This window comes from Binatus soli (SeqCode) (assembly GCF_050015535.1).
GTDB lineage: Bacteria > Desulfobacterota > Binatia > Binatales > Binataceae > Binatus > Binatus soli.
Genome location: NZ_JBEKBF010000021.1, coordinates 27,523 through 52,143, shown reverse-complemented (window position 1 = coordinate 52,143; position 24,621 = coordinate 27,523). Strand labels below are relative to the sequence as shown.

The 24,621-nt window shown below is 61.2% G+C and carries 21 protein-coding genes; 12 read left to right on the top strand and 9 right to left on the bottom strand.

Annotated elements, in window-relative coordinates; genetic code table 11:
* Positions 1-96 precede the first annotated feature (96 nt).
* Together ABR989_RS15330 and ABR989_RS15325 are read left to right on the top strand one after the other, a co-directional pair.
* On the top strand, positions 97-1,059 hold the full coding sequence (locus tag ABR989_RS15330) for an NHL repeat-containing protein (protein WP_428130170.1): 963 nt from the start codon (positions 97-99) through the stop codon (positions 1,057-1,059).
* A gap of 234 nt (positions 1,060-1,293) precedes the next feature.
* Positions 1,294-1,920 carry a class I SAM-dependent methyltransferase gene (locus tag ABR989_RS15325; RefSeq protein ID WP_428130169.1) on the top strand — a complete coding sequence of 209 codons (627 nt, stop codon included), beginning with the start codon at positions 1,294-1,296 and terminating at the stop codon, positions 1,918-1,920.
* Positions 1,921-2,010: 90 nt separating this feature from the next.
* Here the strand turns inward: ABR989_RS15325 and ABR989_RS15320 are convergent, their stop codons facing one another.
* Both ABR989_RS15320 and ABR989_RS15315 read right to left on the bottom strand, forming a co-directional pair.
* Positions 2,011-3,330, bottom strand: a complete 1,320-nt coding sequence (locus ABR989_RS15320) for an MFS transporter (RefSeq protein ID WP_428130167.1) — start codon at positions 3,328-3,330, stop codon at positions 2,011-2,013.
* 137 nt (positions 3,331-3,467) lie between these two features.
* Positions 3,468-3,890 carry a CBS domain-containing protein gene (locus tag ABR989_RS15315; protein WP_428130165.1) on the bottom strand — a complete coding sequence of 141 codons (423 nt, stop codon included), beginning with the start codon at positions 3,888-3,890 and terminating at the stop codon, positions 3,468-3,470.
* Between the two features lie 299 nt (positions 3,891-4,189).
* Here ABR989_RS15315 and ABR989_RS15310 point away from each other — a divergent pair, with 299 nt between their 5' ends.
* Together ABR989_RS15310 and ABR989_RS15305 are read left to right on the top strand one after the other, a co-directional pair.
* Complete coding sequence (locus ABR989_RS15310; protein ID WP_428130163.1) at positions 4,190-4,666, top strand: TraR/DksA family transcriptional regulator; 477 nt, start codon at positions 4,190-4,192, stop codon at positions 4,664-4,666.
* Between the two features lie 39 nt (positions 4,667-4,705).
* Positions 4,706-5,164, top strand: coding sequence for a universal stress protein (locus ABR989_RS15305; protein WP_428130161.1), 459 nt, complete (start codon positions 4,706-4,708; stop codon positions 5,162-5,164).
* A 58-nt stretch (positions 5,165-5,222) separates the two neighbouring features.
* Here ABR989_RS15305 and ABR989_RS15300 read toward each other — a convergent pair whose 3' ends face one another.
* Genes ABR989_RS15300 through ABR989_RS15290 form a run of 3 tightly spaced genes read right to left on the bottom strand, consistent with a single transcriptional unit; the run spans position 5,223 to position 7,097 of the window.
* Positions 5,223-6,029 carry a universal stress protein gene (locus tag ABR989_RS15300; protein WP_428130159.1) on the bottom strand — a complete coding sequence of 269 codons (807 nt, stop codon included), beginning with the start codon at positions 6,027-6,029 and terminating at the stop codon, positions 5,223-5,225.
* A 12-nt stretch (positions 6,030-6,041) separates the two neighbouring features.
* Positions 6,042-6,488, bottom strand: a complete 447-nt coding sequence (locus ABR989_RS15295; protein WP_428130157.1) for a universal stress protein — start codon at positions 6,486-6,488, stop codon at positions 6,042-6,044.
* Positions 6,489-6,548: 60 nt separating this feature from the next.
* Positions 6,549-7,097, bottom strand: a complete 549-nt coding sequence (locus ABR989_RS15290; protein ID WP_428130156.1) for an Hsp20/alpha crystallin family protein — start codon at positions 7,095-7,097, stop codon at positions 6,549-6,551.
* A gap of 213 nt (positions 7,098-7,310) precedes the next feature.
* On the opposite strand from ABR989_RS15290, the gene ABR989_RS15285 reads away from it, so the two are divergent.
* On the top strand, positions 7,311-9,296 hold the full coding sequence (locus ABR989_RS15285) for a protein-L-isoaspartate(D-aspartate) O-methyltransferase (RefSeq protein ID WP_428130154.1): 1,986 nt from the start codon (positions 7,311-7,313) through the stop codon (positions 9,294-9,296).
* Between the two features lie 132 nt (positions 9,297-9,428).
* On the opposite strand, the gene ABR989_RS15280 is transcribed toward ABR989_RS15285, so the two are convergent.
* On the bottom strand, positions 9,429-12,926 hold the full coding sequence (locus ABR989_RS15280; RefSeq protein ID WP_428130153.1) for a choice-of-anchor D domain-containing protein: 3,498 nt from the start codon (positions 12,924-12,926) through the stop codon (positions 9,429-9,431).
* A 519-nt stretch (positions 12,927-13,445) separates the two neighbouring features.
* On the opposite strand from ABR989_RS15280, the gene ABR989_RS15275 reads away from it, so the two are divergent.
* From ABR989_RS15275 to gatB, 4 genes are all read left to right on the top strand, one after another.
* Positions 13,446-14,432 (top strand): potassium channel family protein, encoded by a 987-nt coding sequence (locus ABR989_RS15275; protein WP_428130151.1) that lies wholly within the window; start codon positions 13,446-13,448, stop codon positions 14,430-14,432.
* Positions 14,433-14,566: 134 nt separating this feature from the next.
* Positions 14,567-14,863 (top strand): Asp-tRNA(Asn)/Glu-tRNA(Gln) amidotransferase subunit GatC, encoded by a 297-nt coding sequence (gene gatC, locus ABR989_RS15270; RefSeq protein WP_428130149.1) that lies wholly within the window; start codon positions 14,567-14,569, stop codon positions 14,861-14,863.
* A 24-nt stretch (positions 14,864-14,887) separates the two neighbouring features.
* Positions 14,888-16,348: an Asp-tRNA(Asn)/Glu-tRNA(Gln) amidotransferase subunit GatA gene (gene gatA, locus ABR989_RS15265; protein ID WP_428130148.1), complete on the top strand. Its 1,461-nt coding sequence runs from the start codon at positions 14,888-14,890 to the stop codon at positions 16,346-16,348.
* A gap of 12 nt (positions 16,349-16,360) precedes the next feature.
* A complete protein-coding gene (gene gatB / locus ABR989_RS15260; protein ID WP_428130146.1) occupies positions 16,361-17,800 on the top strand; it encodes an Asp-tRNA(Asn)/Glu-tRNA(Gln) amidotransferase subunit GatB in 1,440 nt (479 codons plus the stop codon).
* Between the two features lie 257 nt (positions 17,801-18,057).
* Here the strand turns inward: gatB and ABR989_RS15255 are convergent, their stop codons facing one another.
* The gene (locus ABR989_RS15255; RefSeq protein WP_428130145.1) at positions 18,058-19,266 is read right to left on the bottom strand and encodes a hypothetical protein; all 1,209 of its coding nucleotides are present in this window, start codon (positions 19,264-19,266) and stop codon (positions 18,058-18,060) included.
* Positions 19,267-19,432: 166 nt separating this feature from the next.
* On the opposite strand from ABR989_RS15255, the gene ABR989_RS15250 reads away from it, so the two are divergent.
* On the top strand, positions 19,433-19,618 hold the full coding sequence (locus tag ABR989_RS15250; protein WP_428130144.1) for a hypothetical protein: 186 nt from the start codon (positions 19,433-19,435) through the stop codon (positions 19,616-19,618).
* A gap of 146 nt (positions 19,619-19,764) precedes the next feature.
* Here the strand turns inward: ABR989_RS15250 and ABR989_RS15245 are convergent, their stop codons facing one another.
* Positions 19,765-20,955 (bottom strand): acyl-CoA dehydrogenase family protein, encoded by a 1,191-nt coding sequence (locus ABR989_RS15245; RefSeq protein ID WP_428130142.1) that lies wholly within the window; start codon positions 20,953-20,955, stop codon positions 19,765-19,767.
* A gap of 150 nt (positions 20,956-21,105) precedes the next feature.
* On the opposite strand from ABR989_RS15245, the gene ABR989_RS15240 reads away from it, so the two are divergent.
* Positions 21,106-21,900, top strand: coding sequence for a class I SAM-dependent methyltransferase (locus ABR989_RS15240; protein WP_428130140.1), 795 nt, complete (start codon positions 21,106-21,108; stop codon positions 21,898-21,900).
* A 73-nt stretch (positions 21,901-21,973) separates the two neighbouring features.
* Positions 21,974-22,192, top strand: a complete 219-nt coding sequence (locus ABR989_RS15235; protein WP_428130139.1) for a ClpX C4-type zinc finger protein — start codon at positions 21,974-21,976, stop codon at positions 22,190-22,192.
* 160 nt (positions 22,193-22,352) lie between these two features.
* Here ABR989_RS15235 and ABR989_RS15230 read toward each other — a convergent pair whose 3' ends face one another.
* Positions 22,353-23,552 (bottom strand): CaiB/BaiF CoA transferase family protein, encoded by a 1,200-nt coding sequence (locus ABR989_RS15230; RefSeq protein WP_428130137.1) that lies wholly within the window; start codon positions 23,550-23,552, stop codon positions 22,353-22,355.
* Between the last annotated feature and the right edge of the window lie 1,069 nt (positions 23,553-24,621).

Genomic DNA, 24,621 nt, shown 5'->3' with positions numbered 1-24,621 from the left:
TACCGCCAAAACCGCGTTAGACCCTTGCCGCGGGAGCCCGTCTTGTCTATATAAGTGGAGTTGAAATCCGAGGGTAAAGTAGAAATCCCGGAGAAGATGAGCATCGATATTTTTCGCTGGCGCCGCTTGGTCGCGGCCGTTGCGCTCCTGATGCTGACTTGCGGCATGCCGCCGCACGCATGGTGCGCGGACCTGTGGATATCGGTCACTAGCGGCTTTGGCGGCGGCATCGAGTCATACACACCGGAACAACTCGCCAGGAGTGGGACGCCAACGCCCACTCATCTGAGCACGTTTGACTCCGCGACCGGTATTGCCTTTGACGAATCTCATAACCTTTGGGCTGTTATCGGCGGCGACGAGGTGGCGCGATTCACTGCCGCGCAACTCAAGAACCTGGGACGCGATCCGAACCCGGCGCCCGGGGTGATCATCAAAAGTACGTTCGCGTTCAAATCTCTCTATGGCTGCAGCTTCGACCATCAGGGTAACCTGTGGGTGGTGGACGCCGTTAACAACTCGATCGAGGAACTGTCAGAAGAACAGCTGGATGCGGGCAGCGGAAACATAACGCCCCGCATAATCATCACTTCCCCCGATCTGGATGGTCCGAACTTTGTGACGTTCGACAAAGTCGGGAATGCGTGGGTAGATAGCAAGGACGGTAATCAGATCGCCGAATTCTCCGCCGGCGAACTGACGAGCAGCGGTCGCAAGTCGGCCGAGGTTCTGCTTTCCGACGACGGCGACTGCACGAACCTCTGCAGCCCAGGAGAGATCGCGTTCGATCAAAGGGGCAACCTTTGGGTCCCCAACGAAGACGCGGACACGGTCGTGGAGTATGCGAAGGATCAACTGACCATCTCCGGCAAACCCGCTCCGATGGTGACGTTGAGCAGCGCCATCTTTGACGCACCATGGGGAGCGGTATTCGACACCAGCGGCAATCTGGTGGTTATGAATTACTCCGACGGAACGATCGCGAAGTTCACGGCCGGACAGTTGAGGGTGAGCGGCGCACCGATTCCCGAGGTCTCGGTGACGGGACCCAAAATCTAGGACTATCAGACCATCATCGGATCGGCTTCATAGCGCCGTGGCGGTCGCCGTCAGCGCATTGGGGCTGCGTTCAGCGGTCCGGCGGCCTGGTTGAAACAGGCTGTCAAAAATTAGTTTTTCAAGGTCAATTGCCGCGGCGCGCGATCAGGGCGACAAAGTCGCCGGAGGTGGGACCGACGGTGACGCTCTGCGAGGTCGCCTCGGCGCTTGGGTCTTTATGGATCGGCGAACGAAATGGAACAGAAAGATAATCGCGGCATTCTGATGCGCGGACTTGGGCGCTGGCTCGTGTACAGCCGGCCGCGCGCATGGTTGGGAATGGCAGTGGAGCTTCCGAGCCTGCTCCGTGGAGTAAGGATCCCGCGCGGGGCGAACTGCCTCGATATCGCAACGGGCCTCGGATGGGCGACGGCGGGCCTTGCACGACTCGATCGGTCCGCGCGGATCGTGGCGCTTGATTATGATGGAACGATTCTGCCGCGCACGCGTGAATACTTGCGCGAGCATGGAGCGGCCGAGAGCTCTGGGCTCTGTCGCGCCGACGGCAAGCATCTGCCGTTCCGCGACGGTTCCTTCGACTTGGTGCTTTGCTTGTACGGGCTCCATCATTTTCGCGGCTATTTTGAAGCGCTGCGCGAGATCGCGCGCGTGCTTAAGTCAACAGGGACATTCGCGCTGATCGATCCGGCCCGGCGCCCCGGCAAGCCGCCGAGCGGACACCACGGGACGGAAGTTCCCACGCGCGACGAATTGGACCGAATGCTCCTCGACGCCGGTTTCGAGATCGTGCTGTCTCGCGTCTCACTTGGAAGAGTGAAGGCCGTGACACACAAGAGGAAGTCGGAAACGGTGGCAACGTAACATCTGCTCGCTGATGGTGCTCTGCCGGCCAAATCCCGGGTTAATCGCCGCGGCGCGAGACGATTCCGACTTCGGTACTGTCCCAGGACACTACCGCGACTCCTCGAACGCCTCTTCCATCGCGGAGGCTTCGAGCGAGAGGCCGCGCGTTTCGGGAAGGAATAGCGCGACGATGATCGCGTTGGGTATCGCAAGCAGGCTTAAGTATCCGACCACGATCGACAGACCGCCAAGGCGCGCGGCGAGAACCGCGATCAGGGTCTGCGCGGAGACCGCGCCGGCCGCGCCGACGAGCGCGAACCATCCCATCATCGCGCCTCGGATCGCGGTCGGAAAAAGTTCGGTCGCCAGCGAATTGCCGCCCACCTGCCCCGCGCTCAGGCCAGCGGTGAAACAGCAATACGTGACCTCGATCCATAGCCAGCGAAGGCCCAAGGGTGCCGGCGGGCCCCAATAGAAGGCCAGCGCGCCGAGACCGGTCATCAGGCCCGCAACGAAGATCGTGGGGATGCGGCCGTAACGCTCGCAGCTTCGCGCGGCGAGCGGAAAGCCGAGCATCCCCACGCCGCCTCCGACCAGCATCAGGACGCTGGCGGCGCCCGGCGCCAACCCTACGACCGAGACCAGGTGGAAGTACGCCCAACTGCTGCCCGCGACCGCCGCGATGTTGGCCAGCAACGCGCAGACCAGAATCGTGATCGCGCGGCGTCGATAGAGCTGTCCGAACACGTCGTAGAAGCTGCTGGCCGAAGTCGTGCCCGTCGCGGCGGCGTGCTGCCAGCGATCGCTCTCCGGGATGGCGCGGGCGGCCCTCCACAGCGCGGCGACTCCCATCGCCGACGCCAGCACCAGCACCCATCGCCACGAGTAACGGCTGGCCACCATCGGCATCACGAGCAGGCACAGCCCGCCACCGAGGCCAATCCCCAGCCCGCCCCAGCTTTGCCCTCGCGCGCGCTCCTCGATCGCGAGTTCCTCGGCCAGGATCACGATACCGTCGGCGATAGTCGCGCCAATGAAGGCGTAGAGCGCAATCTCGCACAGCGCGAACGCCGCGATGTTAGTCGAGAACGCGGCGGCGAGCGCGCTAACGAGAGTGCCGGCCATGCATACGAGCAGCATCCGGCGGCGCCCCAGCCGATCGATCATCCGCGAGAGTCCCATCGCGCCGATCGCCGAGAGCGAAATCCATGCGAACAGGCCCGCGATTCCCGACTCGTCAAGGTGAAAGCTCTTCGCGATCCAGGGTGAGCCGATGCCGTTGATCGACATCGTGAAGCCTTCGAAGGCGAGCACGCCCGCGATCGAGCGGGCCAGCCGGCGATTTCTCAGCGCGCCCTCTTGGTCACCGAGCGCGCGCGAAGCTCCAGCAATGTCGGCGGCCGAACTCGCGTCAGGCTGGTTGCTCATTTTTCTCCCGTCACGCGCCTCCAAGCGCCCGCCGAGGATAGCTGTCGCTATCCCGGGCGGTTAAGACTAAGCGCCGCGCTGGCGGTAATTGGTAATTCGTTTTTTCGTTTTTCGTTTTTCGTTGGTGCGCTGCGACGTTAATTGCCGCGGCGCGCGAACAGGGCGACAAAGTCTCCCTCGGTCAGGATGCCGACCAGGCGCCCATTTTCGACAACCGGAAGGCAGCCGATTTTCCGCTCGGTCAAAAGTCGTGCGGCCTCGACCAGAGCGGTATCCGGGCTGGTGGTGACTACATCGCCGCCCATCACATCTTTGACAGAGAGAGTGTCCAGGATCTTGCGCTGAGCGTGCTTGCCATAGCCAAGCGCCTGCGCGAGCGCATCGCGAAAGAGATCGCGCTGGCTCACGATGCCGACGAGAAGCTGACCGTCATCATCGACAACGGGCAAATGGCGAATCCGTCCCAAGCGCATGATGTCGTCAGCCAAGGTGAGTTTGTCGTTGCGTTTAAGAGTGGTGGGGTCCACTGACATCACATCGCGAACTTTCAGGTCTTTCATGCTAAGTTCTCCAGCGTCAGAGCTTCACAGGCAACCCAGAAGGAATGTAGCGCCTTCCGTGCCATGGCAAAACCCCAGCTTCGGACCCGTCTGATTGGCGCTTTGCGCCGGATCGGCGGCATAATGAATTTTAGTGTGACGACGAGAGTCAACATCGTGTATCCGATCGCGCCACGCCATTCGATACACCGGACAAGTTCCTTCGGCTCGATTTACGAGTCGATTACTCGATTACTGGTCCGTGAATTGCTTCGCCCTTTTGTGCACGACAATTCACGAGTAGCTCGCGGAGAATCTGTATGAAATCCAAGACCGGCGCGAAAACCAAGATATCACGGCAAAACGAGGCCGATGCACGACTAAAAGATCTGACCAAGCTCCTCGCGCGGGCGCGCCAGGATGCGCTGGCTCGAGTACGGGTGCTTCGCAAGGAGGAGCAAGACGACGCGGTGGAACTACCCGCCGACGACTTGGACGTGGCCCGTTCGCTGGAAGACATCGAGACCGATGCCGGTCTAATCGAGCGATACGAATATCAACTGAAGGCCATAGACGCCGCGCTTAGCCGGCTCGAACGCGGTCGTTATGGAATTTGCGAGAAGTGCAAGGAGGAGATCCCGATTGAGCGGCTGAAAGCCGTGCCGTTCGCCGCGTATTGCATCGATTGCCAGAAAACGCGCAACGAGCGCAGACGCCCCGGCGAGGGCGACGTCGACGAGCCATCGCGTAATGTCTGGACGCCGCCCGAAGAACTGAAGAACTCGGTGGAGGAGTAACACAGCCTGACGCAGTAGCGCGAAACAGAGGAAGCAGCGATGATTCGGCTATTTTGGAAGGTCCTGTGTCCGATTGATTTTTCGGAGCACTCGTTGGCGGCTCTCGATGTCGCACTAAAAGTGGTGCAGCAGAATAACGCTGCGCTGTGCTTGCTGAATGTCGCGCCCATGCCAGCCGGCGCGGCCGGCTTCCAGCCGGTGCCGATGGATCCTTACCCATACGTTGAGAAGGACAGACGCGAGCAGCTGGAAAAGCTCGCGCGGGAACGGATTCCCGCCGCAGTGCGCTGCGAAACGCTCGTGATAAGCGGCGATCCGGCCGAGCGAGTGCTCGAGACCGCGCGCGGCCTCAATGCCGACCTGATCGTGATGGGTACGCATGGCCGCAAGGGATTGGGGCACCTCGTTCTCGGCAGCGTCGCCGAGCGGGTCGTGCGAGAATCACCGATACCAGTTCTGACAACGCATTCACCCGCGCGCGTTCGAAAGGCCACTTGAGACAGAGTGATGGCCGGATGGCTGCTCGCCCTGAGGCGGTCAGCTTCGGAGGCTGGACTCATCCCTCGCTGGTTGTCGCTGCGAGCGCATCGCTGGTCGTGATAATTCCGACCAGGCGACCGTCCTCGACGACCGGTAATCCATCGATTTTTCGCTCGCGCATAATGCGCGCGGCTTCGCGAATGGGCGTCCGGGGTTCCACGGTCACCAGCGCCTGGGTAATCGCTCGTTTGGCGGGCGTGTCGTCGAAATGTCCCACAAACGAGCGGATATCGCCTTCGGTGAGCATCGCGACGACGCGATCGTCCTCAACGAGCGGGATGTTCCGGAACCCGCCTTCGAGCATCTTTGCATGAATCGTCGAGAGCTTCTCGTCGAGTTGCGCGGTGACAGGATTACTTGTCATCCAGGCGCCGACAAGGTCTTTCTGAGGTGCGCTTTGACGGACAGTCAGTACAGGACATCGAGCTTCGCGCAGTACGAGTTCGGCTACGCTGCCGAGGAAGAAACGAGACATGCCGCGGCGACCATGCGTGGACATGACGACCAGATCCGCACCGATCCCGCGCTCTGCCTTGAGAATCGATGCGGCAGGTTCGCCCATATTGACCATGATCTCGTATTTGATTCCCGCCAGATGCTTGCGCGCGAGTTCCAGAAGGCTCCTGCGCGCCGTGTCCTCCTGCGCCTTGTAGAGATCTACGTACACGGGCATCGAGGTAGGCGCTATGAGCAACAGTACGGTGTGCAGGACATAAACGGTGGCGTCGAAATGCCGCGCGATTTCCGTCGCGGTCTGGAGCGCCGCGATTGAGTTTTCGTCGAAATCCACTGGGCACAGAATTTTGCGATACGGAAAAGACATGGGAGAACTCCTTTACCCGGCGGGCTTGGGATGGATCGTCAAGACTGGAACCGGCGATTCACGAACGACGCGCTCCGCGACGCTGCCGAGAAGGAAGTGCTTCAGGCCAGTGCGGCCATGCGTGCCCATCACGATCAGCTCGATGTCTAGTTCAGCGGTGAGATTGAGAATCTCCGGCGCCGCGTTCCCGCTTGCGACGAAAACCTTATGTGAAACTCCCGCCAGTTTTTCCCGCGCAATTACTTCCAACCGGCGGATGCATTCCGCTTCAAATTCAAGGTTAGGGTTCAGCTGCACGGGCGGCAGTGCGGTGGCGGCAGTGGACGGCGCGCCGATCACGGTCAGAAGGTAAACTGTAGCGGAGTTCTGCTTCGCCAGCCGGCAGGCGAGTTCGAGCGCGTCCATCGAGTCACGCTCGAAGTCAATCGGGCACAGTATTGTGGAAAAAACCGCAGCCATCTCTCTATCTGCCCTCAGCGCGTTGCCATGCTTACAGCATACTCCGCTACAGCCTCCGGATCAGGCAGGCTTCTTTGGGCTGCCCGGCTTCTTTTCTTCGACCTGAATCTTGATGGCCTTGGCAGCAGACTCTTTGGGCATAGGAGCAGTAAGTTCAAGAACACCGTCATGATGCACGGCGTTCAAGTTCTCCGCCTTGATTCCCTCGGGCAGACTGATCGATCGCTCGAACGAGCCGTAGCGGATTTCACAGCGGAACAAGGACGGCTTGTCCGATTCGCGCTTTTCCTCTCGCGTCCCTGTGACCGTCAGGATCCCGTTTACGACTTGCACGTTGATGTTCTTGGGATCGACCCCGGGCAGATCGACGCGTACTACGAACTTGTCCCCGTCGATAGACGATTCAATTGCGGGGCGGTTCGACGCCGCGGGCCAGGCCTGGCCAACGCCGAATCGTTCGAGCAGATCGTCGAACTCGTGACGCAGCCGCTCAAGGTCATTTGACGGATTCCATTTCTCCAGAAAACCCATTGGTGTTCCTCCTGGCACATTTGTTTTGACCTTTTGTTTCCATAGAGCATCCGCCGTGCCAGACAGCGCGAGAGTCACTGAATTGTGAAATCATTTGTCGGATGGCGCATCTGTGATGAAAGGAGCCAGTGAACGTCAGGCAAGTGGCTCCGAAAGGAGCACAGTAAAGCGGTGGATGGATGTAGATAGATAAAAACCGTGTGGGCAGGAGCTTCCGGTTCGCGGCCGGGGCTGAAGAGGCGGCATCGCGATTGCTTCGTTCAATGGCAACGATTCAAGGGAGCGACACCGATGCAGGATTTCTCGATCAAGCGGCAGCGGATGGTAACCACTCAGATCGCATCGCGCGGTATCGAGGACGCGGCGGTGCTGCATGCGATGGGAGTGGTTCCTCGCGAGGCATTTCTTCCAAATCGGCTCGCCGAGTTTGCGTACCAGGACACGCCATTGCCGATCGAGGCGGGTCAGACGATCTCGCAGCCTTACATCGTTGCACTGATGATCGAATGCGTCGAAGCAAAGCCGGGTGAAAAGGCGCTCGAAATCGGCACTGGATCGGGCTACGCCGCAGCCGTTCTTTCGCGGATCGTGGACAGCGTCTACACGGTAGAGCGTCATGAGGAACTCACGACGATTGCGCGGCGGCGCTTCTCCGAACTGCACTACGACAACATCCATGCTCTCACCGCGGACGGCACCCTGGGATGGCCGGAACATGCACCCTACGATGTCATCATCGTAACGGCGGGTGGTCCTCAGGTTCCAAAACCGCTGCTCGACCAACTGCGAGTTGGTGGGCGGCTGGTAATTCCGGTCGGGTCTTCGTCTTCTCGTGCTCAACAACTGATACGAGTCACGCGGGTCACGGAGGACCAGTACGAGGAAGAAAACCTTGGTGACGTGCAGTTCGTTCCCCTGATTGGCGCGGAAGGATGGGCAGACGCATCGGGCCGGACTCCGGCGCGCGCCAGCCGGCCGCAGTCGGTGGCGAAACTCATACGCGAGGTTGCCGAGCCGATAGGGAACATCGGCGAAGTCGATCTCTCGCCACTCCTGGAGCGGATTGGCGATGCACGCGTTGTCCTTCTCGGAGAAGCGACACACGGCACCTCGGAGTTCTACCAGATGCGGGCGCGGATCACTCGCGAGCTGATCTTACGGCGCGGATTTAGAATGGTGGCGGTCGAGGCCGATTGGCCCGACGCCGCGCGAATCAACCAATACGTGCATCACGCGCCCGCGCGACAGCAGCAATGGAACGCATTCACGCGCTTCCCGACCTGGATGTGGCGTAATCGCGAGACTTTGGAATTGGTCGAATGGTTGCGCGCCTACAATGCGGAGGTTAGCGATCCGGAGCTGCGCGCCGGCTTCTATGGACTCGATCTGTACAGTCTGTTCACTTCGATTCACGCGGTCATCGAATACTTGAGCGGCGTCGATCCGGCGATGGCGGCGGTCGCTCGACAGCGTTACGGCTGCCTGACGCCCTGGGAGAACGATCCCGCCGTGTACGGGCGCGTCGCACTGGGCGATCCGTATCGCATTTGCGAACAGCCGATAGTCGAGATGCTTGGCGATCTGCTGAAGCGTCGAATCGAGTATTCAGAGCGCGACGGCGATCGATTCTTCGACGCGATCCAGAATGCGCGCCTGATTGCCGCCGCGGAGCAATACTACCGCGTCATGTACTACGGCTCCGTCGAGTCGTGGAACCTGCGCGACCAGCATATGTTCGACACGCTCGAGCGGCTGCTCGAATTTCGGGGCACCGGCAGCAAAGCAATCGTATGGGCGCACAACTCTCATGTGGGTGATGCCTCCGCTACGGAGATGGGTACGCGCGGAGAGCATAATGTGGGGCAGCTATCCCGAAATCGTTTCGGCGGCGCAGCGTATCTGCTCGGATTCGGAACCGATCACGGGACCGTCGCGGCAGCATCGGAATGGGACGGCCCGATGGAGATAAAGCAGGTGCGGCCTTCGCACGAACGAAGTTACGAACGGCTGTTTCACGAATCAGGCGTCGCGGCATGCGCGGTTCATCTGCGCGCGCCTCGGCGCCAGGCGGTACGCGATGAACTCACACCGACTCGTCTTGAACGAGCCATCGGGGTCATCTACCGGCCGCAATCGGAATTGGAGAGTCACTATTTCCAGGCGTCGCTGCCGCGGCAATTCGACGAGTACATCTGGTTCGATGAAACCAAAGCCGTGTCACCGCTATCCGCAGTCGCGACGCGTGGAGTCCCGGAAACGTTCCCCTTTGGAGTGTGACAACTACCGCGCGCCGGGCGGGTCGGGATGAGTCCGCAAATCGCCGTATAAACTAAACGCCCTGCCCGGCCATCATGGCCGGACAGGGCGGTTCGTTCTACCGGGCGGGATCGATGCGCCCGATCGCGGCACCTATGATCGGGAGCCGGTCCCCGAGAGGCTCACGTCGTGCGGGCTGGCCCCGTCGCCAGACGCCCTAACCGCAAGCGTCGCGCTCTCCGCTCCAACGGTGCTCGGCGTGAACTTCAAGACGTAGGTACAATGCGCGCCGCCGCCCGCCAGCGTGACCCCGCACGTCCCGCCCGTCGTCACCTTGAAGTCGCTGGGACCGCTGATGCCTTCGCTCAGCGAAACCGCCGCGCCGCCGAGGTTCGTCACGGTGACCGTCCTCGCCGCCGATGTGCTGCCTTCGTTCACCGTGCCGAAAGCGAGGCTCGCTGGAAGCACCGTGAGCGGCGTAACGCCGGTTCCATTCAGGCTGACCGCCGGCGGACCATCATTGGGGTCTTGGGCAACCCCGATTGAAAGCGTGCCGCTCTCGGCACTCTCGGCGCCGGGCGTAAACGTCACCGCGTAAGTGCAGCTCGACGATGCCGCCAGCGACCCACTCGGCAGCGGGCAGCTCCCGCCCGTCACCGCGAAGGCGCCCCGGTTGGCCCCGCCGATGCTCGTGCCGGTCAGCGTGATAGGCCCGGTGGTATGGTTGACTACCGTAACGCTCATCGTCTTGGACGCCGTCTGGGCGACGTTTGTGTAGTTCAGGCTGGTCGGGGAGACGGATTCCGGCACGCTTGCCGACCCGCTAAATGAAACCGTGTACGGACCCCGCGGATCGGGGATGTCCGAAACCGTCATGATCGCCGATTCCGTACCCACAGCGATCGGAGCAAAAGTGACAATCAGTGTACAAGCGGTATTGGCCGCCAGCGTCGAGGTGCAGGTGCCGCCACCTGTGATGCTGAAGTCGCCATGGTTGGGCCCGCTGAAACCTTCGCTCAGCAAGACCGAGTTGGTCTGATAATTGTGCACCGTGATCGACCTGGTCGCCGTGGAGCCGTCTCTCACGCTGCCGAATGAGTCGCTGGCGGGCGTAACCGTCATCGTGATCGTGCCGGTGCCGGAAAGCGCTACGCTCTGCGGGCCGGTCGCGGCGTTATCGTAGATCGAAAGCGTTGCGCTGTGCGCGCCGAGCGCGCTCGGGGTGAAGCCGATCGCGATCGTGCACGTGGCGCCCGGCAGCGTCCCGGAGCAGGTTGACGCGCCGGGGGCGAATTCAGTCAGACTGCTCGATGAGACGTTATTGACGAACAGCGCTGCGTGGCCGTTGTTCTTGATGGTCAGATTCTTGGTGACGGTGTCCCCAACCGGCGAGCTGCCGAATGAGAGCGAAGTAGCCACCGACATCGAGGTGAGCAGTGTATACTTGAGCACACGGTTGTTGGTTGTGTCGGCGACGTAGAGGTTGCCGCTTGAGTCCAGCGCGGCGCCACTCGGATCGCACAGGCTGTCCGCGCCGGCGCTCGTCCCGCCGAAATTGCAGTCGTTGGAAGTGAAACTGTTATTCTGACCGAAGACGGCATCAGCCGCCGTCAGCTGGCTGGTGAGCGGCGCGTTGTACTCGAGCACCCGGTTGTTGCCCTGGTCGGCGACCCAGAGGTTGTCGGCCGAATCAACTGCGACGCCATAGGGGTTGCACAGGTTTTCGGCGGTGGCATTGCCTCCCCTGGGGCGAGAATTGCACCCAGCCCGGGCGAAGATGTTACCTTGTCCGAATACCATATTGGCGGTGGCGCCATACGTAAGCGGGGTGTTGTATTCGAGCACGCGGCTATTGCCGCCATCTGCCACGTAGAGGTTGCCGCTTGAGTCCACCGCAACCCCGCTGGGGTAGCTCAGACTGCTCGTGCCCAGCCCGCCATAATTCGCGGTATTCGAATTGAAGCTGCCGCCCTGCCCGAACACCATATTGGCGGTGGCGCCGTTCGTAAGCGGGGTGTTGTATTCGAGCACGCGGTTATTGCTTTGGTCGGCGACGTAGAGGTTGCCGCCGGCATCAACTGCGACGCCGTAGGGATAACAAAGGTCGATAGCCGTGGGAGTGCTTCCGGTGTCGGAATTGCACCCGGTCGAGGCGGGGCTGCTGCCCTGCCCGAACACCAGATTGGCGGCCCCCCCAACGCAGGGGAACGAACCACCGCATCCGGCGAACGGGGTGTTGTATTCGAGCACGCGGCTGTTGCCTTCATCCGCGACGTAGAGGTTGCCGCTTGAGTCCACCGTAATCCCGTAGGGGAAGCAAAGGTCGCTGGCGGAGGCAACAAGCGGGTTACCGGTGTCGGAATTGCACCCAGTGGAGTAAAAGTCCGGCTGGCCAATGACCAGGTCGGCCGGAGAGCCATTGGTGAACGCCGTCACATCGTTCCAGCCCAGCAGCCTCGAATTGCTTTCGTCCGCGACATAAAGGTGGGTTTGCGCTCCGGTGCCGTCGCCGGTGGCGTCGATCGTGACCGCGGATGGATTCCAAAGCGAGTATTGGTCAGCGAAGTTTGCCAGGTTGTGCAGAAAGTCAAGCTGCCCCAGCACAACATCGGCGATGGGGTCGGTTGCGAAAGGAGTGTTGTACTTGAGCACGCGATTGTTGGAGGTGTCGGCGACGTAGAGGTTGCCGACAGCATCAACTGCGACGCCATAGGGGTTGCACAGGCCGTCGTCGGTGGGATTGCCTCCGCCGGTGTCGGAATTGCACCCAGCCGAGTCGGAGCTGCCGCCCTGCCCCAACACCATATTGGCGCCGGCGCCGTTCGTAAGCGGGGCGTTGTATTTGAGCACGCGGTTATTGTTTGCGTCCGCGACGTAGAGGTCGCCGCTTGCATCCACCGCAACCCCAACCGGCCGGTACAGGCTGTTCGCGCTCACTCCGCCATTATTCGCGCGATTCGAATTGAAGCTGACGCCCTGCCCCAACACCATATGGGCGCCGGCGCCGTTCGTAAGCGGGGCGTTGTATTCGAGCACGCGGTTATTGATTGTGTCGGCGACGTAGAGGTTGCCGTTTGCGTCCACCGCAACCCCCCAAGGGGAGTTGAGGCTGTACGCGCTCACCCCGCCCAGATTCGCGGTATGCGTAGAGCTGCTGCCCTGCCCGAACACCATATTGGCGGACCCCCCAGCGGACGGGAACGAACCGCCGAATGGGGTGTTGTATTCGAGCACGCGGTTGTTGCCTTGATCCGCGACGTAGAGGTTGCCGCTTAAGTCCACGGCAACCGCATAGGGGGAGCACAGGCTGCTCCCGCTTACGCCGCCACTGTTGCAGGCAGTCGAGTTAAAGTCCGGCTGACCAATGACCAGGTCGGCCGCGGAGCCATTGGTCGCCGTCCCATTCTTCCAGCCCAGCACCCTCGAGTTCTGGACGTCGGCGACATAAAGGTTGCCGCTGGCGTCGATCGCAACCCCCTGCGGATAAAAAAGTTTTCGCGCGCTGGGAAAGTTGACGGCGTTGTATGTGAAGTTGGCCTGACCCAGCACAAGATCGGCGGTGCCATCGCCCGCGATCGAGACAGTCACCAGGGCGGCGGCGATGATCAGCAGGCACGGCGCTGCGAGTTTCCAAAATCCAAACTTGTGCATGACGATCCCCTCGGGAAAGTCGATCGCTCCTGCGCGCGGCGCGGCCGCACAAAAGATCGCGATCAGGTTGATCCGTACTTTCCCTGCGGACTTCGTTCACTTGCTTTTCCTCGATGCTTGACGAAGAGGCCAACACGGTGGGAGCCTAAAGTTAGGCTAATATTGCGTCATTTGAAATTAAGCAAAAATTATGCACTGCAACATTAGCTACTCTACGCTATTCTGACTGTGCTGATGCCTAATTGTGCTACATAGTGCGCAGGCTGACGATGGCGCCGATCGATACATCAGCTGCCCGATATGGATGCAGCGATTTTTTGGGCGGAAACCGACTGAAACCCGCAGCAGTAATTCGACGAGTACATCCGGTTCGATGAAACCAGGGCTGTGTCGCCGCTATCCGCAGTCGCGACGCACGGAGTTCCGGAAACGTTCCCATTTGGAGTGTGACATGTAATCCTTGGCGGGATTTCCCGGCTCATCGCCCGTTTGCCAAGGATCGCCGCACGCCGCAGCAGGATGACCCCAACTCGCAGATTCGCGCTCGCAGTCTCGCTGGTCGCGGTGATGACCGTGATCGGCGCAATCGGCTACAGGCTGATCGAGCACATGTCGATTCTCGACTCCTTCTACATGTCCGTCATTACCATCTCGACGGTCGGGTTCGGCGAGGTAAAGCCGCTCAGCCCGGCCGGTCGTCTTTTTACCATTGGGCTGATAGTCACAGGTGTCGGCAGCGCGATTTACCTGTTTTCGGTGATTGGAGAACTTGTCGTTGAGGGACGCCTTAAAGAGTTTCTCGGGAAGAGCGCAATGAATCGCAAAATTCACGGTCTCCAGGGACATGTCATCGTATGCGGCTTCGGGCGTTTCGGCCGCGCGGTGGTCGAAGAGCTAAATCGCAAGGCGGTGCCGATGGTGGTGATCGAGGCAGATCCCGCCAGGCAGGCAGAGCTGGACATTGCCGGCGCGTTGCACGTTGTGGGATCGGCGCTGGAGGATTCGGTGCTCGAGGAGGCCGGGATCGGTTCGGCCCGCGCGATAATCGTCGCAACCGGATCGGATGCGGACAACGTGTACATCACGCTTTCGGCGCGCGAGAAAAATCCGAAGATTCTCATCTACGCCCGCGGCGACTCGGATGCGGGGCTGCGGCGGCTCAAGCTGGCGGGAGCAGACCAGGTGGTCGCGGCCTATCAATGGGCCGGGATGAGAATCGCGGCGAGCATCATCCGCCCGTCGGTCGTGGATTTTCTACAACTCTCGCTGCCCGGCCGCGAGTCCGAGGTCGATCTGGAGGAGATCAGGATCTCGCGCAAAAGCCCGGCGGCCGGGATGACCATCGCGGCGGTGGAACACGACAATCCGCGGCTCCGGATCGTGGCGTTGAAGCGCAACGACAAACGGCTCGAGATGATTCCCGGCGGCGATATGCAGATCGAACCCGATGATTTGCTGGTGGTGATCGGCGAATCCGACAGCCTCAAACGCCTGGCGTCGCTTTAAGAGCGCGCCGCGAGCGGTCCTCGTCCTCAACGATCGAATCGGCCCACCCTGAATGGCCGGTTCCGGCCAGTACCCTCGGGACCAACGGCCCTGACATGGAACGCACGGAATGTTACGATTTGGGTTGAATCGCCATGGCTGGAACAAAGATAACGCTCGAGCAGGTGCGCCACGTCGCGCGTCTGGCGCGCTTGGAATGGTCGCCGGAACAGGAAGAGCGGCTGCGCGCCGACATGGACGAAATGCTTGCCTACGTTGATAAATTGAACGAGCTCGACACCAAAGAGGTCGCGCCGACGACGCAGGTCGGCGAGGCCGGCATGCCCATGCGCGACGACGAAGTGACCAACCGGCCCGCGGCGGAGGCGATGCTCGCCAATGCGCCTTCGAGCGAGCGCGGCTACTTCAAAGTGCCGAAAATAATCGAGTAGAACTTTAGTTGACAAGATTTCCGCATGGCATCGGAACTGAACAAACTCACAATCGCCGACGCATCGTCGAAGCTCCGCGGGCGCGAAATCACCGCGACGCAATTGACGCGCGATTGCCTCGACCGCATCGCTGCCGCCGAGCCCAGGCTCCACGCGTTCATCACGGTGTGCGAGCGGGAGGCTCTCGAGCAGGCGCGGGCGGCTGACGCGCGCCTCGCCGCGGGCAACGCGCCGGCGCTGTGCGGGATTCCGCTCGGCATCAAGGATATTTACGCGACCAGGGGCATTCGCACGACCTGCGGGTCGCGAATCCTGGAGACGTTCGTGCCGCCGTTTGACGCGACCGTGATCGAACGCTTGCGCGCGGACGGCGCGATTTTCGTCGGCAAGACGAACATGGATGAATTCGCGATGGGCTCGTCGACGGAGAACTCCGCGTTCGGGCCGACGATGAATCCGCATGACATCGGTCGCGTCGCCGGCGGATCGTCGGGCGGATCTGCCGCCGCAGTCGCGGCGTACGAATGCCTGGGTGCGCTCGGCACCGACACCGGCGGATCGATTCGCGAACCGGCGTCGTTCTGCGGCGTAGTTGGAATCAAGCCGACCTACAGCCGCGTCAGCCGCTACGGCGTCGTCGCATACGCGTCGTCGCTCGATCAGGTCGGCCCGTTTGCGAGATCGGTGCGCGACGCCGCGATAATCATCCGCACTCTTGCCGGCAAGGACGCTCGCGATTCGACTTGCTCGGCGCGTCCGGTGCCCGACTACGAACGCGCGCTGACGGGCGACGTCAAGGGACTCCGAATCGGCGTGCCCAGGGAATTTTTCGTCGAAGGAATGCAACCCGAAGTCGAGAAGTCGGTGCGCTCCGCGCTCAAGAACTACGAATCTCTGGGCGCCTCGACGGTCGAAATCTCGCTGCCGCACACCGGCTACGCGATCGCGGCGTATTACCTGGTCGCGACCGCGGAGGCAAGCGCCAATCTCGCCCGCTACGACGGTATCCGCTTCGGTCTGCGCGTCAACGCCGAGGACAATATCGCGCTGTATGAAACGACGCGGGCGCATGGATTCGGCGCCGAGGTCAAGCGCCGAATCATGCTCGGCACCTTCGCGCTATCGGCCGGCTACTACGACGCCTACTATCTGAAGGCGCAAAAGGTGCGCACGCTGATTCGCAACGACTTCGAGCGCGCCTTCGAGAAGTGCGACTTGATCGTCACGCCGGTTGCGCCGACGACCGCATTCAAGATCGGCGAGAAGATGAACGAACCGCTGACGATGTACCTGTCGGACATCTTTACGATTTCGCTGAACCTGGCCGGTCTGCCCGGGATGTCGATTCCGTGCGGGCACGATTCAAACAATCTGCCGATTGGGATGCAATTGATCGCGCCGCCGTTCGCCGAGGAAACAATCCTGCGCGCGGGCGACGCATTCGAGCGCACGGGAGCATTCAAGCCGCGGACACCGGCGGTCTGACGGACATTTGCGATGAACCGGGAAGCATACGAGGCGGTGATAGGACTCGAAGTCCACACCCATCTTCTGACCCGCTCGAAACTGTTCTGCGGATGCTCGACGACTTTCGGCGCGGGGCCGAATGAAAACGTCTGCCCGGTGTGCATGGGGATGCCGGGCGTGCTGCCGGTCCTCAACCGCCGCGCGGTGGAACTCGCGATTCGAACCGGACTGGCCGCGCATTGCGCAATCGCGCCCTATTCTATTTTCGATCGAAAGAGCTATTTCTATCCCGACCTGCCCAAGGGCTACCAGATTAGTCAGTACGAAACTCCCATCTGCAAGGGTGGCTATATCGACTTGCCGGCAACTGAGAATGGCGAGCCGCGCCGAATCAGGCTCACGCGAATCCATATAGAGGAAGACGCGGGCAAGAATATCCACGGCGAAAACGCGAGCCTGGTGGATTTCAATCGCTCGGGGGTGCCGCTGATCGAGATCGTAAGCGAGCCCGACCTGCGCTCGGCCGAGGATGCGGGCGCGTACTTGCGCCAACTGCGCGCGATACTTCGCTACGTCGATGCGTCCGACGGCAAGATGGAGGAAGGCAGCTTCCGATGCGATTGCAACGTGTCGATCCGCAAGCGCGGCGCGAAGGAATACGGCGTCAGGAGCGAAATCAAAAATCTCAACTCGTTCCGCTTCGTCGAAGACGCAATTGACTATGAGGTCGGGCGCCAAATAGAGATTGTCGAGGGGGGCGGCAAAGTCGCGCAGGAGACTCTTCTGTGGGACCCCGCGCGCAAGGAAACGCGCCCGATGCGCTCGAAAGAGTATGCGAATGACTATCGGTACTTCCCCGAGCCTGACCTGCCGCCGCTGATTGTGCCGGCGGAAATGGAAGAAAAGGTGCGCGCATCGATGCCCGAGCTGCCGGCCGACCGGAAAACGCGCTACGTGCGCGAACTCGGACTGACGGAATACGAGGCGGACGTGCTGATCGCCGATCGCGACGTCGCCGACTACTTCGAGGCCACGCTGCCGGCACTCAAGAATCGCAAGAGCGCGGCGAACTGGGTGATGACCGAAGTGCTGCGCGTCGCCCGCGACTCAGGCGAGTCGTTCGTCGAAGCGGTACCGCCGGCGGCCGAAGTCGGTGCGCTGCTGCGGATGGTCGAAGGGCAGAAAATCAGCCTGAATGCCGCGAAGACCGCGTTTGCCGCGATGGTAAAATCCGGCAAAGGCGCGGAGGCGACAATCGCCGCGCTGGGACTCGCGCAAGTATCGGATGAAAGCGCGATCGCGGCGGCCTGCGACAAGGTGCTGGCGGCAGAGCCCGAAAAAGTCGCCGAGTATCGCGCGGGGCGCGACAAGCTATTCGGATTTTTCGTCGGCGCGGTGATGAAAGCGATGGGCGGGAAGGCGAATCCGAAAGTGATCAACGACATCCTGCGCGCCAAGCTCACCGGCTGACGAGCGCGGGCTACTTCGGGATATATACTTTGTACTTGACGCCGCCGCCGTCGGGGCGCATCAGGAAGCATTCGCCGCCGCGGGCGAGCCGCAAGCAATCAAGAACAAGGCGAGGACAACCGGTGTCTTAACCGGGATTTTCATTTTAGTCTGCGATTCGAAGGCGCATCTTTACACTCTAACGGTCTGGCTCGGCAAGGTTCCAGCCCGGTCTAGCTTCACGGTGTTTCCGCCCGCACTGGGAGGGACCGTTTCGCCTATGGAGCCTGGCAATTGGTTGGCGCCAGCGGCTCGCTTAAGGGCTGAAAGCCCACGTTTCCGCAAGTCGCGTCATACATGTAGCTATAGGCGGCCAAACCCACCCGGCCGGTATTGAAAAATACTCCGCATGGCGTCGGTGGCTGCGTCCAATTCGCCGCGTAAGGCGTAATCAACGAGCTCCCACCGGAGGTAAAGCTGTAACACAGCGCCGGCGACGATGGCGATCCACCGATAATATTAACCGCGTTACCCGCAGTGACTATTCCTCCGGTGTTGTAGCCGGTAGGACGCTGGAAATCGTCAAGTCCAAGATACATGTCGCCGATGCCGATATCGAAAAGCATGTTGCCGCAGAAAGGACCCGGGTTGTCTGGCGCGCCGGGAAAATTGAAACATCCGGCGGCATCAGCATACTCACCCGGCACCTGGGCGCCGGCGGTGATAAGCGGGATGAGATTGTAGCCGCTGTTAGAAGCGATCCCCAAGCTTACGCTGGCAGCGCCGATCTGATAGCCGGGACTAATATTGGTGCCATTGGAGCTGTCTGTCAGATGAAGGAATGCGTTATCTGCCGGTGTTTGAAACAGATCTTCGAACGTAAAATTTTCGCGGTTAAAGCCAATCCCCAGATAATGGAGCGATTGGCCGGCGCTGAGCACCAGCACCATGATGCGAGAAGTCTCTACCGCACCGCCGTTGCTTTGCTGCAGACTGACCGGGGCGAGATAGTAGTTGCCGGTAAAAGTGTTCCCCCCATTGCTGGTGTAGGCTTTCTCGCCCGGGGGCCCTGGACCGATCCAGTTGGCTTTTTTGCCAGTGGGCAGGTCACCGATCGGCACCACCACGCCAAGCGAGCCGGTATCGACCGTATATGGCGTGAATGAGGCCTGCTTCGCCTTGGCGTAACCGACCGCAGCCATCACCTGGATGCCGTGCGAACTCGTTATGTTATCGGTCTGGCACTGCTCCGGCGTTTCAGTTCCACAATTGACTGCCAGCGGAAAGGTCTTACTGGCATAGGCGCAGGCATTTGGATTCTGCCCAAGAATTTGGGTGATCCCTAAAGCATACTCGCCCAAGGCGGCCGTGCCATTGGGGATTTTTTTCCAGGCCTCTACATTGATTGGCCCGGGAAAATATCTACCCGAGTACTTAAATTTCGCGGTTTGGCCCCGCGTTATTTTTATGACATCCGGCGTGATCACTCCCTTAGGCGCGCCATCGATCCGAACAAAGATCGGCTGCTTGCAACTTGGCTCAAGTACATTTCCACTGTTGTCGTAAGCGGTAACCACCACGCTGAAGAAGCTGGAGGCCGTTCTGGTTCCCGGCTTGGTGGGGTTGTTAAGCGTAACGACCGCGGGCTGGAATATGATTGCGCTTACCGTGGGTGTCGACGAGGGTGTTGGCGACGGCGTGGGGCTTACGGGACACGTGCTGGCCGTCGGCGTTGGCGTTGGCGTCAAAGGCTCGTCCGATCCCGCTGGCGGAGCGCCGCTTTGTGCCAACGCCCCAATCGGCAGGACCAGCAAGCCTGACAGCAATATCAAGCTTTGAAGCGCAGGCAGGCCTGTGCGCAAGAGATATTGTGCAGACATAAACAGCCAACCCAATGTCCGAATTTTAGCTGGGAATGCCACTATCGAATGTACCAAGTCGTCAACTTAAATACCGCGTCGATGGTGAGAGTTTAGCAGCAGAGATCATCCCTTGGGGAGGCCGAGCACGCGCTCGCCGATAATGTTGCGCTGGATTTCGCTGGTCCCGCCGGCGATGGTGTATTGGCGCGAGCTCAGCACGCGGTTCAGCCATCGCGGGGAATCAACGACGACGCCGGTGGGCTCACCGACGAGGCCGTAGGCGCCGAGCAGTTCGGTCGAGAAGCGCGCGATGCGCACGCCGAGTTCGGAGCCGAACAGTTTGAGCACTGAGCCCTCGGGTCCAGGCGGCAATCCGCGCAGCAGGCGGGTGAGCGAGCGCAGGCGCGTGTAGCGCGCGGCCTCGCATTCGATGAGGAATTGCGCGAGCTGCTGGCGCACCCATTCCTGTTCCCACGCAGGCTTGCCGCCGATGGGTACGATCCCGGCGAGTTCCGCGAGGCGGCGCACCTGGGAGCCGTGTCCGCCACCGCCGGCGGATGCGCGCTCGTAGCTGAGCGTCGTCATCGCGACCTTCCATCCTTCGTTGAGCGGGCCGACCAGGTTTTCCTTCGGCACTTGTACGTTGTCGAAAAAGACCTCGTTGAAATGCGAGTGCCCGTTCATCAGGACCAGCGGCCGCACGGTGATACCCAGGCTTTTCATGTCGAGCAGCAAGTAGCTGATGCCGCGATGCTTGGGCGCCGCGGGATCGGTGCGCGCGAGCATGAACATCCAGTCCGCGTATTGCGCGGCCGAGGTCCAGACTTTCTGGCCGTTAACGAGAAAATAGTCGCCCATGTCGGCCGCGCGGGTCGACAAGCCGGCGAGATCGGAACCGGCGCCCGGCTCCGAGTAGCCCTGGCACCAGATGTCGTCGGCGCCGAGGATTCGCGGGATGAAGCGTTTCTTCTGCGCCTCGGTCCCCCAATTCATCAGCGTGGGACCGCACAGACCGAGCCCGAAATATCCGGGCAGCACGGGCGCGCGCGCGCGGGAATATTCCTCGTCCCAGATGACCTGCTCGATGAGGCTGGCGGCGTGTCCGCCGTACTGCTTGGGCCACGACAGACCGGCGTATCCGGCGCCGTGGAGCTTGGCCTGCCACGCGCGGCGGCGTTCGAAGACGTCGCGATTGGGCGCGACCCGTTCGTCCTGGGCGTCGTCGACGCACAGGTCCTTGGGCAGATTCGCGTCGAGCCAGGCGCGGACCTTGTGGCGGAACGCTTCCTGTTCAGGAGTAAATTCGAAATCCATTTACCCAACCCCCTAAGCCCTTCCCATGCGGGGCGCCGGAACAAACGCCTGGTGATGGATACGCGGCAAGCTCACCTCTAACGCATTTTCTTGAACGCTGCACCCGATGCAGGCAGTTATATACAGTCAAGTTCACGGGAGGAACGGCGCATGAGCTCGGCGGAAGTGCGATTGAAGGAGTTGACAGCCGATTTTGGGAAGACCGCCAACGACTATGGACGTCATCGCGCCGGTTTCCCCGACGAATTCTTCGAGCGGCTGAAGGCGTTGGGAATCCTGAGAGCGGGAATGCGCGCGCTCGACCTGGGAACGGGCACGGGGACGATCGCGCGCGGGCTGGCGACTCGGGGATGCGAAGTCACCGGACTCGATCGATCGGCGCCGCTGATGGAGCAGGCGGCGGAGCTGGATCGATGCGCGGGCGCCGTCGTGAAGTACGTGAATGCGGCCGCGGAGGAGACGGGGCTGGCCCCGGCGGAGTTCGATCTCGTGACGGCGGGACAATGCTGGCATTGGTTCGATCGTCCGCGCGCAGCCGCGGAGGCGCGGCGGCTGTTGAAGCCGGGGGGCAGGCTCGTGATCGCGCATTTCGACTGGATTCCGCTGCCCGGCAACATGGCCGAGGCGACGGAGAAGCTAATCGAGAAACACAATCCGAAATGGAAATTCGGCGGCGGACTGGGAATCTATCCGCTGTGGCCGCGCGACATGGCGGTGGCGGGCTTTGTAAATATCCAGACGCTTTCCTTCGACCTCGACGCGATCTATACCCATGAAGCATGGCGCGGGAGGGTTCGCGCGAGCGCGGGGGTCGGGGCAAGCCTTGCGCCGCAGCGAGTTGCGGCATTCGACGACGAGTTGCACGCGATGCTGGCAGAGCGGTATCCGGAGGATCCGATGCGCGTGATGCATCGCGTGTTCGCGGCTATTGGCGTCGCGCCGTAGCTCTTTATTCGCATCGACGAAATTTCGCGCGACGTGATTGCGCGGATGTGATTTCGGCAGGAGGAAATCGACGATGAACGAACAAGCAAAAGATCCGGGCACCAAATCAGACCGCGCCGAGACCATGAATTGCTCGTTCTGCGGAAAGGATTCCAAGCAGGTAAAGCAACTGGTTGCCGGCGGCAGCGGAGGATTCATCTGCGACAAATGCGCGTGGCTGTCGATGATCATCATCGCGAAGGCAAAGATCGCCGCCGCGCTGAAATTTCGCTCGAGTTCGGCGTCCGCGTAACTAATTCGGGGCGATTTCGCCGGTTTGACCAAAACCGACCGGACCGGTCCGGTCGGCGACATGAACCGAGACTGCGTACGCAGCGCTCGCGCTCTCAGAGCCGTCGCGTGGTTCACCGCCCACCGCGGCGCCGGCGCGCCCGATCAAGGCAGCCGCGACCTCAGATGATGCCTTCGCGCTTGAGGTCTTCGAGCTGGCCGGCGCCGAGTCCGAGCAACTCGCCATAGACGCCGGCGTTGTGCTGACCCAGCAGGGGCGCGGCTGTCACTTCGACGGGCGAATCTTCGAGGCGCACCGGGCATCCCGGCATCGTGAAGTCGCCGCGCACGGGATGCTTGATAGTGACGATCATGCCGCGCTGCTTGAGATGGGGGTCGTTGAGCAACTCGACGCTGTCGAGCACGGCGCCGCATGGGACGCCGGCCTCGCCGAGTATACGCATCACCTCGAACTTGGTGTGATGGCCGGTCCATTCGTTGATGATCGCGTCCAGCGCCTCGGCGTTTTGCGCGCGGCTTCGCGCCGCACGGAAACGCTCGTCGCCTGCGAGTTCGGAGCGGTCGATCGCCTGCCACAGGCTCGCGACCATCTCGGGCGAGGTGCACAGGATGTAGCAATAGTCGTTGTCGCCACCGGGCGCGCATTTGTAGATGTCGCCGGGACCGCCGCCGACGACGCGGTTGCCCGCGCGCGGCGCAGGTTTGTGGGTGACGTAGGTACCCATCATGGCGACGCGCACGAAGTTCAGCACCGCGTCCTGCATCGAGACTTCGACCTTCTGTCCCTTGCCGGTGCGTTCGCGCTGGATGTACGCGGCGAGCACGCCGATGGCCGCATGCAGGCCGGTGCCGGTGTCGCCGATGGTGGGTCCGGGCTTGAGCGGGGGCGAACCGGGAAAGCCGGTGAGCGCCATCGCGCCGCCGGAAGCCTGCGCAATCATGTCGAAGCTTTTGTACTTGCAGTAGGGGCCATGCGTGCCAAAGCCCTTGATGGTCAAGTAGATGAGGCGCGGATTTACTTCGCGCAGGAGATCGTAGCCAAGGCCGAGGCCTTCGAGCGTGCCGAGCGAGAAATTTTCGGCGAGCATATCGACTTGCTTGACCAGGTCGATGAACATCGCGCGGCCCTTGTCGCTCTTGAGGTTGAGCGTGATGCCGCGTTTGTTGGCGTTGAGCAGGATGAAGTAGTAGGAATCGACGCCGTGCTTTTCGGTGAGCAGCCAGCGGCCCTGCTCGCCCATCTTTGGCGACTCGACTTTGATCACGTCCGCGCCGAGCCACGCAAGCATCTCGGTGCACGAGGTGCCGGCCTCGAATTGGGTCAGGTCCAGAACTTTGACACCGGTCAGCGCCTTTTCCATTGCCGCCCTCCTGCCACGCGCACGCGCGGCGCCAACGAGGATAGTCCGAGCGCACGCGGTTACCTGATCTAGCGCCAGCAGCGGCGCAGCGGCAAGCTTCGAGGGCTGGACGCAAGCCGAGAACATTGCGGAGAACCGAACCGCGCCGCTATTAATTCGTGAAACCCTGCGCGGGTTTCACCCTTCCGCGGCAGGGCTGAGCCCTGCACCCAGTGAAAAGTGAAAAAGTAACGAATCGAAAAATTCGCGCGGCGCGTCTTTTTCTCTCGAGCGTAATACCGGCCAGCCGTGCCACGGCCAGGGGGACCGCCGCGCCCGCCACAAGGAGCTGGTGGTGATGCCGCCCGCCGCGATTCTCGCGGCGATGGAGCGGTCCGGGGCCGAACCGGCGCAACTCCTGCGCTTGCATTCTTCGCATATCTGTGACATAAGACCATTTGTGATGTGAGTGAATGAACAGGCCAAATCACAGGAGAGATGTAAATGCGGGATTTAGGTAAAATCCAATCCGAGATAATGGACCGAATCAGACAGGCCTCGGCCACTGCCGACGGCCATGCGCTCGGTCTACTTGGTCCAATCGCAGCGGAAATGGAGCGGAAGGGTGGCGAGTGGGAATCTCTCTTGAGGCTACCCGCGACTGACGCAACGCCGCAGACCATCGACCCCGCTGCTGTTAACGGCGATACGAACGGCGATCTTGCAGGGAAAGATGTCTATTCGGTTACGATCCTACAGAGCCAGGTGCCTGTGGGTTCCTACAAGCAAGCCCTCTTCTCAGTGGTGGAGCGGCTGCAGGCTGCGCATCCCGACTTTGATGTGATAGCTCCCCGCGTCCGCGGGCGCGGACCCTACTTCTCGATAAACAAAGGTGACTTGAGAAAGGGAGAACACCTCAAGAACAGCAAGCTATTCATCGAAACGAACCTTGGCGCGGACCGCATTTGGGACATTTGCCACCGACTGGTCCGAACTTTCGGTCACAACCCAGATGACCCGTCGGTTCTTCACTTCTCCGTGGCACCTCAGCGGACGCGCGCACGGAATCGTAGGGGGGGACGCCCGTAGT